At 43.9% G+C, this 12,356-nt stretch carries 11 protein-coding genes; 5 read left to right on the top strand and 6 right to left on the bottom strand.

Going from position 1 to position 12,356, the window contains the following annotated elements:
* The first annotated feature begins 196 nt into the window (after positions 1-196).
* Positions 197-397, top strand: a complete 201-nt coding sequence (locus FTW16_RS10420; RefSeq protein ID WP_017065689.1) for a hypothetical protein — start codon at positions 197-199, stop codon at positions 395-397.
* 238 nt (positions 398-635) lie between these two features.
* On the opposite strand, the gene malK is transcribed toward FTW16_RS10420, so the two are convergent.
* Positions 636-1,748 (bottom strand): maltose/maltodextrin ABC transporter ATP-binding protein MalK, encoded by a 1,113-nt coding sequence (malK, locus tag FTW16_RS10415; RefSeq protein ID WP_108082432.1) that lies wholly within the window; start codon positions 1,746-1,748, stop codon positions 636-638.
* 665 nt (positions 1,749-2,413) lie between these two features.
* Here malK and malE point away from each other — a divergent pair.
* The 3 genes from malE (at position 2,414) to malG (ending at position 6,153) form a co-directional block, all read left to right on the top strand.
* Positions 2,414-3,598, top strand: a complete 1,185-nt coding sequence (gene malE / locus FTW16_RS10410) for a maltose/maltodextrin ABC transporter substrate-binding protein MalE (protein ID WP_017060048.1) — start codon at positions 2,414-2,416, stop codon at positions 3,596-3,598.
* An 81-nt stretch (positions 3,599-3,679) separates the two neighbouring features.
* A complete protein-coding gene (gene malF / locus FTW16_RS10405) occupies positions 3,680-5,251 on the top strand; it encodes a maltose ABC transporter permease MalF (protein WP_132981774.1) in 1,572 nt (523 codons plus the stop codon).
* A gap of 11 nt (positions 5,252-5,262) precedes the next feature.
* Positions 5,263-6,153: a maltose ABC transporter permease MalG gene (gene malG / locus FTW16_RS10400; protein WP_017633186.1), complete on the top strand. Its 891-nt coding sequence runs from the start codon at positions 5,263-5,265 to the stop codon at positions 6,151-6,153.
* 571 nt (positions 6,154-6,724) lie between these two features.
* Here malG and FTW16_RS10395 read toward each other — a convergent pair.
* The 4 genes from FTW16_RS10395 to FTW16_RS10380 all read right to left on the bottom strand — a co-directional run bounded on the left by FTW16_RS10395 (position 6,725) and on the right by FTW16_RS10380 (position 10,807).
* Positions 6,725-6,997, bottom strand: coding sequence for a hypothetical protein (locus FTW16_RS10395; protein ID WP_060980586.1), 273 nt, complete (start codon positions 6,995-6,997; stop codon positions 6,725-6,727).
* Positions 6,998-7,219: 222 nt separating this feature from the next.
* Positions 7,220-7,723, bottom strand: coding sequence for an acyl-CoA thioesterase (locus FTW16_RS10390; protein ID WP_146490985.1), 504 nt, complete (start codon positions 7,721-7,723; stop codon positions 7,220-7,222).
* 374 nt (positions 7,724-8,097) lie between these two features.
* Positions 8,098-9,720, bottom strand: coding sequence for a peptide ABC transporter substrate-binding protein (locus tag FTW16_RS10385; RefSeq protein ID WP_146490984.1), 1,623 nt, complete (start codon positions 9,718-9,720; stop codon positions 8,098-8,100).
* Positions 9,721-9,913: 193 nt separating this feature from the next.
* On the bottom strand, positions 9,914-10,807 hold the full coding sequence (locus FTW16_RS10380) for a DMT family transporter (RefSeq protein WP_146490983.1): 894 nt from the start codon (positions 10,805-10,807) through the stop codon (positions 9,914-9,916).
* A 98-nt stretch (positions 10,808-10,905) separates the two neighbouring features.
* Between FTW16_RS10380 and FTW16_RS10375 the strand changes: the two genes are divergently transcribed.
* Complete coding sequence (locus FTW16_RS10375) at positions 10,906-11,694, top strand: AraC family transcriptional regulator (RefSeq protein ID WP_123283566.1); 789 nt, start codon at positions 10,906-10,908, stop codon at positions 11,692-11,694.
* Between the two features lie 50 nt (positions 11,695-11,744).
* On the opposite strand, the gene FTW16_RS10370 is transcribed toward FTW16_RS10375, so the two are convergent.
* On the bottom strand, positions 11,745-12,107 hold the full coding sequence (locus FTW16_RS10370; RefSeq protein ID WP_146490982.1) for a hypothetical protein: 363 nt from the start codon (positions 12,105-12,107) through the stop codon (positions 11,745-11,747).
* Positions 12,108-12,356: the final 249 nt, after the last annotated feature.

The raw sequence follows: 12,356 nt of genomic DNA, 5'->3' as shown, positions 1-12,356 counted from the left end.
GTAGCATGGCTTAGAAAGGGACACAGACGAAGAGCTGGATTCATTTAATCGTGAATCCAGCTCTTTTTATTTAGGGGCTTGTTTTCTTCTAACTGGCCTTAGCTTGATCTGGTTTCGGGCTTTGCACTTAATCGCTCTAGCATCATAGAGCGTAAATGAGTAAAATCTGGTTAGGTTTAATATTTAGGTAAGTATCATGAGCGATTTTGAAAAAGAACTAGAGCAGATGACTCAAGAGATGGGCGATGAGCCTGAGGTGAAACTGCCATCACTTGAAGAGCAAAAAGCAATTGTTGCTGAGTTCAAGCGACTAGAAGCGGAAGGCAAACTAACACCAGAAGTGTTAGAAAAGCATTTTGGCCAGTTCAACAAAACAAGTGATACGCCAATCCATTAAGTTGATTTAGGCAGGTCTTTTGTCTGAAAGAAGTGATATTAGCGGTTGGGTTTATTGCCTGACTAACAGATAAAGGTCTAGCAGTTGCTAGGCCTTTTTTATTGCAGCTAGCTCAAGAAAAATGGTTGATTCACGAACGATTCAATGTAAGTAAAATTGTCTCCAACACATAAAAAATCCCCCTTACTGAGTAAGAGGGATTCGATATGGGCAAGTTATATCCTAAAAGGCTAAGCGATTAGTCTGTGCCATACTCTTTGTACAAACGACGACATGCGCGGCCATCGCTGTGGAATAGGTGACAACGGTGCGCTGGAATACCAATCGCCAACTTGTCACCAGATTCGATTGTTAACGTGTCTGGCTGGCGATAGATAACGTCAGCATCGGCACTTTCAAGGTTTAGGTAAACCTGAGTTTCGTTACCTAGCTTCTCAACCATCATCACTTCAGCTTCAATTGTCGCGTCACCTGCTTCAGCAGACATCAAGTGTTCAGGGCGAATACCCAGCGACATACGATCGCCAGCATTAACCGTCGTCCCGTCAACAGGAATCCAGAAAGTCATACCGTTAGAAAGCTGTACCAATACGCGCTCTGCTTCAGCTTGCTCAATGTGTACCGACATGAAGTTCATCTTCGGTGAACCAATAAAGCCAGCAACGAAACGGTTTTGAGGGTAGTGGTAAAGGTCAAGCGGCTTACCGACTTGAGATACATAACCACCATCAAGAACAACGATCTTATCCGCCATTGTCATCGCTTCCACTTGGTCGTGGGTAACGTAGATCATGGTACAACCCAGTTGACGCTGTAGCTTGGTGATTTGCGAACGCATTTGAACACGTAGTGCAGCATCTAGGTTTGATAGAGGCTCATCAAGTAGGAATACGTTTGGTTGAGAAACCAGAGTACGACCAATCGCAACACGTTGACGCTGACCACCAGAAAGCGCTTTAGGTTGGCGCTCAAGAAGGTGACCAAGCTGAAGGATTTCTGCAGCATGTTCAACGCGTTTGTCGATCTCAGCTTTATTTGCGTTTGCTAGCTTCAGACCGAAAGACATGTTGTCGTATAGGTTAAGGTGAGGGTAAAGCGCGTATGATTGGAATACCATACCCACACCACGCTTTGACGGTTCAACGTCATTCATGCGCTGGTCGCCAATGTACAAATCACCAGACGTAATGTCTTCTAGACCTGCGATACAACGTAATAGCGTCGATTTACCACAACCTGATGGTCCTACGAATACTACGAATTCACCTTCGTTGATGTCTAAGGTTACGTCCTTAGAAATCTGTACATCACCATATGATTTATAAACGTTTTTTAACGTGACACTCGCCATCTAGCTTGTCCTCGATCGATCAAATTTTAAGTTTTACTGCTTATCATTATAAGAAATTTTTGGGTCAGCAGTAACTGTAGGAATTGGTAAGTATTGAGTGAGTAAGAAAAAAGTGGGTGAGACTTGGCTTCTTTAACCAAGCCCACCCGTCATAGCCAAACTGATGCCCATTTCCCCCACATCCAGCTAAACCTCCCCCGTGATTCAATCACAGATTTAGCTCGATGCTAATAATAAGACACCAGCGGGCAGTGAAGCCAACTAAATGAATAATGCGTCAACGCATAACACTTGCTGGTAAAGGGTTCTTACTATCCACTCTTGGATGAATGCAGTTTCGGTGAAATGGCGTAAGGGTACATCCTCCTAATGGAAAATTAACTAGGGGGAGTAGGAGGGGAGGAGTAGATATACAGGGTTATTAATAATTGGCGATCCAGTTCAAATAAATCCACCACATAACGGTGATGTTGATCACGATGACTATGCGTTTTGTGATTGCAGTCTCTAATCTGACCGGATGGCGATCACGAATTTAAGCCATAATAGCTAGGGCGTAGTGGCTAGGATGATGAGCTAGGGTCTGTTTTCTCAGATCATAACCTCCGAAAACTGGCTCGTCTTGGTAGATGTGCCCTACGTATAAATATAAAAAGGATATTCACATGAAAAACGCTCTAAGCGCTGTAGCTCTAGGTACAATAGTTGCTCTGGGTTCTTTTGGTGCAAATGCTGCTATCGAAGAAGGACAACTAACAATCTGGGTAGGTGGTGACAAAGCTTATGAAGGCATGGCTGAAGTAGGTAAACGCTTCGAAGAAGATACTGGTGTTAAAGTAACCGTCGCTTTCCCTGACAAGCTAGAAGAGAAATTCCCTCAAGTAGCAGCAGCTGGCGATGGCCCAGATATGATCTTCTACGCACATGACCGTTTTGGCGGCTATGCAGAAGCGGGACTTCTTGTTGATATCAAACCTTCTAAAGAAACTAAAGAAGGTATCGTAGACTTCGCATGGGACGCTGTTTCATACGAAGGTAAAACAATCGCATACCCTGTAGCGGTTGAGTCAGTTTCTCTAATTTATAACAAAGCGCTTGTTCCTAACCCGCCTAAGTCTTGGGAAGAAATCCCAGCACTTGATGCTGAACTTAAAAAAGATGGCAAAAAAGCGATCATGTGGCCTCTACGTGGCGGCGCTTACTTCACATGGCCTCTACTTGCAGCTGACGGCGGTTACGCATTCAAACAAACTGCAGAAGGTTACGACATTAAAGATGCGGGCGTAGCGACTGACGGTGTTCAGAAGTCTCTAGGTTTCATCGAGAAGATGGTACAAGACAAAGTTATCTCTGCAGACATGGATTACTCAGTTGCTGAGTCTGAATTTGTTGCGGGTAACGTTGCAATGACAATTAATGGTCCTTGGGGTTGGGAAAACATCAAGAAAGCCGGCGTAGATTACGGTGTAACAACTTTACCTAAGTTCAACGGCAAAGCGTCTAAACCTTTCGTTGGTGTATGGGCGGGTGGTATCAGCACTGCGTCTCCAAACCGCGACCTAGCTGTTGAGTTCATGGAAAACTACTTACTAACAGATGAAGGTATGAAGAGCCTGAACGACGACAAGCCACTAGGCGCTGTTGCTCTTAACTCTTTCCAACGTCAACTAGACAGCGATACTCGTATTGCAGCAACAATGGACAACGCGATGAACGGTGAAATCATGCCTAACATCCCTCAGTTCACAACATTCTGGTACAGCATGGAAGAAGCGATCGGCAACGTAGTTGACGGCCGTCAATCAGTAGACCAAGCACTAAAAGCTGCTGAAGGTCGTATGGTTAAGTAACACCCAGGCACTACCTTTTAAGGAGGGGGTAACCTCTCCTTACTTTTCTATTTTTTATCTATATCGCTAGCAGGTTCCTCTATGCAGTCAGTTCAAGGTACAGATGCTATCCCAGCACCATCAAGCCTTCCAGGCAGTAAAAGCGTCTTCATCAAATGGGGGTTGCTTGGTAGCGTTGGCTTAATAAACGGCTACGCTACAATTCTAATGTATTCTCGCGGTGAGCTCGCTTTTGCGCTGCTTACAGTGATCTTAACGGCTTTGGCACTTTACATTTTTGGTAGTAAAAAAACTTACGCCCACCGTTATATTTACCCAGGTATTGCCGGAATGATCTTGTTCATTCTTTTCCCATTGGCATACACCGTAGGGCTTGCGTTTACTAACTACAGCGCGAAAAACCAGCTTTCTCTAGAGCGTACTCAAACCGTTCTTTTAGACCGTTCTTTCCAAAGCGGTGAGAGCTACCCATTTACTTTGTACAAGACAGATGACGGTCACCAGATCGTAGTAAAAGATGGCGACCAACTGTTAGCAACTGACGTATTTTCTCTAGACAATATGACAGCAACAGAGATGGACCTATCTGTCATCGAGTCTGCGCAAGGTGAAAAAGAGAAGATCAAAGCGATCATCCAAAACCGAGCAGCGATCAGTGGTGTTGATTTCAATCTACCGGACGGTGGTGACATTCGCATGAGTGGCTTACGTAAGTTTGCTTCTGTTGCTCCGCTTTACACGCTACAAGACGATGAAGAAACGTTAATCAACAATGAAACGGGTGAAGTTCTCAAGCCAAACATGGATGTGGGTTTCTACCAGCCTGTTGATGCAAACGGTGAGTTTACGGGTAATACCATCTCTCCAGGTTTCGTGGTTAGTATTGGTACGCATAACTTTGAGCGTGTATGGAAAGATGACGGCATTAAAGAACCGTTTATCAGCATCTTTATTTGGACGGTTATCTTCTCGGTATGTACTGTCGCGTTCACACTGGTTATCGGCCTTGTGCTTGCAAACATCGTACAGTGGGAAGAGCTGAAAGGTCGTTCTATCTATCGTGTTCTACTGATTCTGCCTTACGCCGTACCAGCATTCATCTCGATTCTTATCTTTAAGGGTCTATTCAACCAAAGCTTTGGTGAGATCAACATGGTGCTCGAGAATATCTTCGGCTTAAGCCCAAACTGGTTCTCAGACCCGATTCTTGCGAAAACCATGGTGTTGATGGTTAACACATGGCTAGGTTTCCCTTACATGATGATTCTGTGTATGGGCCTGCTTAAAGCGATTCCTGATGATTTATACGAAGCGTCAGCAATCGATGGTGCGAACTTTCTTGATAACTTTAAGCGCATTACGTTCCCATTGATGATTAAACCGCTTACACCGCTATTGATTGCAGCGTTTGCCTTTAACTTCAACAACTTCGTAATGATTCAACTATTGACGAACGGTGGCCCGAACATGATTGGTACTTCTGAACCAGCGGGTTACACAGACTTGCTTGTAAGCTACACGTACCGAATTGCATTCGAAGGCGGCGGCGGTCAAGACTTCGGTCTAGCAAGTGCTATCGCAACGCTTATCTTCCTATTGGTTGGTGCACTAGCGTTACTAAACCTTCGTTTCACTAAACTGTCTCAAGATTAAGGAGCACGACAATGGCTATGGTACAAGGTAAAGGCCTTAAATACCGAGTGTGGGCTACGCATGCAGTGTTGTGGTGCTTTTTGGCAATGATTATCTTCCCACTACTGATGATTATCGCGATCTCATTCCGTGAAGGTAACTTCGCAACCGGTAGCTTGATTCCAGACAATCCATCACTGGAGCACTGGAAGCTAGCATTGGGAATTTCAGTAACGAACGCAGATGGCTCGGTAACGCCACCTCCATTCCCTGTTCTAACTTGGTTATGGAACTCGGTTAAAGTAGCGGGTGTTACGTCTATTTTGATTGTGGCGTTGTCTACAACATCGGCTTACGCATTTGCTCGTATGCGCTTCAAAGGTAAAGAAACTATCTTGAAAGCGATGATGATTTTCCAAATGTTTCCAGCGGTACTTGCTCTAGTGGCTATCTACGCGCTGTTCGATAAACTTGGTCAATACATCCCGTTCTTAGGCTTGAACACGCATGGCGGTCTGATCTTCTCTTACCTGGGTGGTATTGCACTGCACGTTTGGACTATTAAAGGCTACTTTGAGACGATTGATAACTCTTTGGAAGAGGCGGCAGCACTGGATGGTGCAACGCCTTGGCAAGCATTCAGACTGGTTCTACTGCCATTGTCTGTGCCAATCCTAGCGGTTGTGTTTATCCTATCTTTCATCGCGACAGTTGGTGAAGTGCCAGTAGCGTCTATCCTACTTACAGATGTGAACTCTTACACACTAGCAGTAGGTATGCAGCAATACCTATACCCTCAGAACTACTTATGGGGTGACTTTGCGGCAGCGGCTGTACTATCAGCACTTCCGATTACTATCGTGTTCTTACTTGCTCAACGTTGGTTAGTTGGCGGTTTGACGGCAGGTGGTGTAAAAGGATAAGCTATACCCTATAAGAAAGAAAAAGAGCGACCGTTAGGTCGCTCTATATTGGCATTTTTATTACATCATTTGGTTTGGCCGCCGATCAGTAATAAAAATAACCCTCAGGTTACGCATAGCTGGCTACTAATCAGGTTCCTTACGCTATTAATGATTAGTGGTTTTTGTAACTCTAACCCAGGTATTTACTTGGGTTTTTTTATGCCTGCTACTTTTTGTTTTTTGTGTCAGCGTTACTCGTCAACTATCGTGCTCATATCTACTTTAAAGCCCAAAGTTTCGAGTTACTTCTCTCCTAAATACCGACTACTTCATTTTGGTTACTTGTAGAAATGAACTAGTCTCACAAATCAGACTCTCAGTATAATTGGCTGTTGTACTATTGATATGTTGCTAATATTCCAATGCGTGATACTTCAATGATTTGTATGCAACGATTAGCCAGATTACACAGGAAATGTCTATAACGGCAGGCCACTGTTGATGTATCGCGAGTAATCATCACTGCCGGTTATTAATTTGCTTGAAAGCATGTTTCGATTCAAAGGTAAGAGAGAATCAGATGTTGGGATTAGAATTCTCTACTAGAAGGAGCACAACCAAGATGCTGCAACAGCACATAGATGCTTTCTTGATCGAGTGCCACACGGCGAAATAGATCCGCAAACGTCTGGTCACCGCCAAAACAAGTTTGGATGTAGTGGTTGATTTCATTGCTGTCGTAGCCTTCGACGTACAAAGTTCTAACCCATTGGTACTCAACAGCCTTTAAATTGTTCAGTGTAGATTCGCTAAGAGTGGGGCGTGTGACGCTCAAGAGTGGCTCCGGGAAATTCAAATACATCCATTATGATTGGCGGTATTTAAACAGAGCAAAATGACGACTTTATTACAGTCAAAATAAATCCGAGATACAGCTTCGATTCATTTCAACCTTTGACTGGCTATCACGCTTTCATAGGCATGCCTTGTATAGATACACAGAACTAAGGGGTTAGATAAGCAAATGCCAAGCAGGTACTTGGCATAGTAATAAGGTTTTGTAGGGTAGAGCGGTTGGTGGGCTTTACTTAAGGTATTTCACGTGCGCTTCCATCTCTTCGCCGATCTGTTTTCGCATGTTCATTAGACGAATAGCTGAATCTCTTAATTCTATGTCTTCTGGCGTTTCTGGCGTCCACTCCGGCACTTTTGTCGGGTTACCGTTTTCATCAACAGCAACCATAATAACGATACAGTGAGTCGTTAGGCGATTGTTGAGCTCTTTAGGGTCGCTGGCTTGAACGTCGATAGCGATGTGCATAGAAGATGAACCGGTATAGATGACTTTCGCACTTACCTCTACAAGGTTGCCAACATGGATCGGAGCTACGAATCGAATCCCCCCTGCGTAAGCGGTAATACAATATTTACCACTCCATCCAGCAGAACAAGCGTAGGCTGCTAAATCGATCCACTTCATTGCTGCACCACCATGAACTTTACCACCAAAGTTCACATCCCCGGGTTCAGCTAAAAAACGCAGAGTAACGTCTCGTTTACCATCTTGTCGGCTATTGCTACTGCTCATTTATTTTCCTTCATTATTATCGTGCTGCATAACATGCTTGTTACTTGCTAATAACAATATACTTAAGATGACATAAATTAAAGCGGATAATCTCACGATTAAGACTATTTTTTCGAACAGGTGATAAGTTGGTGAATATTGGTGTTTAAAGGTGTTGCATCAACAGAGGTGTACTTTATCGAGTAAGTTACTCGAAAGGTTGATTGCAAAAAAACACCTAGCGTAATGCTAGGTGTTTCTAAGCCGTGTGGTACTCATTACGGTACCTTATTTTGTTTTAGCCAACTAACCGCTGTTTATCTGGTTTAGTTAAATTATTCTAGCCTCTTTACTACTAAAGTGGTAGTTAAAAATATTTGTTATTCAGCTCACTTTTACTCTTGGATAAAGTATAGATCCTTCGCGTAGATATTTCCTTTCGGATTATTATTAGGGAAACCTTTTAGTGTATTTCGCACTAATCGAGTGTGATTGTAATGATATAAAGGCATAACTGCTGCTGATTCGTTAAGTATCGACTCTGCGTGCTGGTATAGAGCGAAGCGTTTAGATTGTTCTTCCGTTTTACTTGCTTGCTGTAAGAGCTCATCATAATCGGTGTTACAGTAACCACTCTCATTTGCAGTGTGGTCACAAGTGAAGGCTTCTAGCAATGCAGAAGGTTCTGGGTAGTCACCAAACGCCCATGAGCGCGCAATCTGATAATCACCAGCCCCTTTCGCTGCAACATACGCTTTCCATTCCATGTTCTCTAACTCAACTTTTACGCCAAGTGGTTTCCACATTGATGCAATCGCAATAGCTATTTTCTTGTGGTTCTCACTGGTGTTGTATGTCAGTGTGAATTTAAGTGGGTTGTTCTCGTTATATCCAGCTGCTTCCAGTAGCGTTTTGGCTTTTGTTAAACGCTGAGCGCTGTCCAAAGAGTTGAATTCGGATAAAGGCGCTGTGTAGTCAGGAATATTATTCGGCGTCACGCTGTAGGCTTCAGGCTCACCTTGACCTGTAACTTTCTCGACCAGAGTCTCACGATTGACGGCCATGCTGAGTGCTTGACGAACTCTGACGTCATCAAAGGGCGCTTGACGCGTATTGAATGAATAAACATATGAGCCCAATAGAGCTTGCGCTTTGATCTGTTCAGGGCTTTTTTGGATTAATTTCTGGTAGTACTCAAGCTGAACGCGATTGGTCATATCGATCTCACCAGCTTGGTAACGGATAAGCTCGGCATTTTGAGATGATAAGCCTAAATAGGTCACCTTGTTGATGACTGTCGATGTGTCATCCCAATAATTTGGGTTCCTCTCGACCTCAACGTATTCGTTGGGTACCCATTTACTCAAAGTGTAAGCACCGTTGGTTGCGATATTTTCTGCGCGAGTCCATTGGTCACCTTTCTCTTGAACCAACTTAGCAGGCAAAGGGAAGCAGGTCTTGATGCTCATTAAACTCATAAAGTAGGGCGTAGGTTTTGAAAGTGAAATTTCAACCGTGCGCTGATCTAATGCTTTGATACCAAGCTCAGAGGGATCTTTGTCTCCTGATAGAATCTCTCTAGCGTTCACGATGTTAGCCGTTGAAAAAACAAAACCCGTGTTGTTACCCGTTTCAGGAGACACAGCGCGCTGCCAACCAAAGACAAAATCAGACGCTGTGACTGGCTCGCCATTCGACCACTTGAGGTTCTCTTTCAATACAAACGTCACGGTTTTACCGTCTTTGCTGATAGACCACTCTTTGGCTTGCCCTGGGATGATTTGCCCGTCACTGTTCTCAATCACAAAGCCTTCAAACATATCATTGACGATAATGTCACCGGGCATGCCTGAATTTACGAAGCTAGGGTCTAGTGTATTGGGCTCTGCACCGTTGCCACGTACAAAATGTTGTTCCTCAGCTAATGGTGTATCAGCAGGAACAGTGGCAGCAAAGCTTGAAGCAGATGATAAAGCAAGCAGGGACGAGATGATCACTGGGATCGTTGGTTGAGTCATTGTAATTCCTTTTACAACTTAAACGGTACTCAATGCATTAAGCCTGACTCGTTAACATGTTGCAACCACAATGAACGCTTATTAAAAGCATTTGAAAGACTTGTAAATAAAACAACAGTGCCTACTTTAGGAGTAGGCACTGTGAAAAAGTGAGTTTGAGTGTTTGCCCTAATATGAGCGTTGTCCCATCCGTTTAGCTTTGCTGAGGGAGAGGAGCCTCAAGCCTTGGTTTTCTTTTGATTTGTGCAAGGATGACACCCGAAATCACCATTACACCACCAATAATGTGGAACTGATTAATCTCTTCGCCTAGCCAAGTGGAAGCTAATACAATTGCGATAACGGGCATCAAGTTCATGAACATCGCACTTGAGTCCGCACCAATGGTATCAATCGCTTTCACCCACATCCAAGGTGCTAAAATCGAAGCGGCCACCGCGGCGTAAGCTATTAATGGGATCGCTTGTTGCGGTGGTAAAAGCTGTTCGCTGGTAAGCCAAAGTGGCGCTAGCATTGCGACAGCAAAAAGCCCCTGCATGTAAATCACCACCCAGCTACTGATTGGCATTTTCCAGCGTTTCAATAGCACACAGTAAGAAGCATAAACAAAGGCTGCAATCAGCATATAGCCATCGCCTTGGGTCAATTCTTGATGGATGAAGAACAGAGGATCGCCTTTGCCTAACATCAGTGCTAAGCCTGACAGTGACAATACACCACCAACAATACTCAAACTAGAAATCGACTTGTGCAACAAAGGAACGCTTAGAAACACGCTGATCAATGGGACTAAAGATGTGATTAATGCCATGTTGGAAGCGGTTGTGGTTAAGCCTGCGTAGTAGCCTAGAGATTGGTTCAACACCATGCCCAAAAAGCCGAGGAACGCTAACTTCGATAGGTTTGGCTTAATGACGGCCCACTGTTTCATCACAGGGCGAATACAGAAAGGCGTGAGAATTAACATCGCAAAAAACCAGCGGTAGAAACTCATCGCGCTAGGTTCTATGGTGCTTGCAGCAAGCTTGTTGACGATTGCATTGGCGCCCCAGATACAGACTGTAAAAAATGGTAAGAGATAATGCATGTGAATTCCGTCGCAAATGAGTTGATGCGGCTAGTTTGACAGGTCGTTATACTTACAAGTATCTTTAGAAAGACATCAGGCGCGATAGGAAGACAAGTTTGAAAAAACACTCCAGAAACCTTCACCCATCCTTATCAATTGACAAGGCACCATCCAACGTATTTATGAATTTTGAAGCGTTTCTTTCGAACACTGAGACCCGAGTTCATAGCCACTCATGGGGACAGGTTCAATTGATCAGTGGTGGTATATTAGAGATGGAAGCGGAAAGCACCCGATTTCTAGCACCACCGCATTTGGCGATTTGGGTACCAGCCGGGGTGATGCATTGCAGTTATAACCGTAAGCCTCTGGACTACTGCTCGCTAAATATCGCGCCAGAACTCACGCAACACCTGCCAGAAAAAACCAGTCTTATAAAGATCACGCCCATTGTGTCTTCGATCATCGATGACTTTCGCGAGCGTGGAATAAATGTTGCGGAAACAGAGCAAGATCAAAGGCTCGTTCAGGTACTGCTTGACCAACTTGCGCAGCGTGAGGTTGAACACCACTTCTTGCCTTCAACCGACAATAAGTACCTAGCACCAATATTGGCTTCTGTTGAAGAAAACCCAACCGATGAAGTGACACTGAAAGACTGGGCTGAACGTGTCCACACCACGGAAAGAACTCTTTCTCGCCACTGCCAGACGGAGCTTGGAATGAGCTTTACCGAGTGGCGACTGCGAGTGCGCTACCTATACTCAATGGATTTGTTAAGAAACGGGCAATCGGTCAAGGAAGTCGCTCTCACATTGGGTTACAACCAAGCAAGCCCTTTTATCACCATGTTCAAACGTTACGCGAACCAAACGCCAGAACAGTATAAGAACCGTTTGTTGTAACCCGTGCTGCTCTCGCATGGCTAACATGACAAGCCTCCCCCTTGAGACAATTATAACGTAGTCAAAGCAACGCACCTGTTACCTAACAGGGTCGACAACGTTGCGATCATTGGTTTGTTAATGTAATCGCTTTCTACTGCTACGTCGTCAAGCCAGTAAATATCTGCAAGTAGGTGAAGATCTTCAATCAATGCTTGGCAATTTGCCTCAGTCACTTTTGAAATATCACTAGGGAAATCATCACTGAGATCGACAATGATCACTCGTTGATGCTTTTTTAGCTTCAATCTTACAATATCTTCTAAATCGGCCATGCTTTTCTCTCTGTGGAAAATAAACATCACACTTTGGCCCTCTCCGATATCGTAGATCTTATAGCGTCGATCATTGAGATAAATAATATTGAATTTCATGCTATCGATTCCTCGGGATTTAAATAATCAGCCAAAATGAAAATGTTGAGTTGGCATTAGACGTTGATTTTTAACTCAATGTCGTTTGAATTGAGTTTGCTTAACTTCACTTAAAGACTCAAAGAATTAGAGAAATTCAAATGTGAATCTCTCAAGTCATATTTGAATTTCTGTAAACCATATTCAGGACACTGTTGGTTATTTATGATCACTGCATTCATGGTTTTCTAGGAAAGGAAACCTAATGCA

The organism is Vibrio sp. T20, assembly GCF_007858795.1.
Taxonomy (GTDB): domain Bacteria; phylum Pseudomonadota; class Gammaproteobacteria; order Enterobacterales; family Vibrionaceae; genus Vibrio; species Vibrio satsumensis.
Note: the sequence above shows the minus strand (reverse complement) of the source record. Positions and strands in the feature narration are given on the sequence as shown.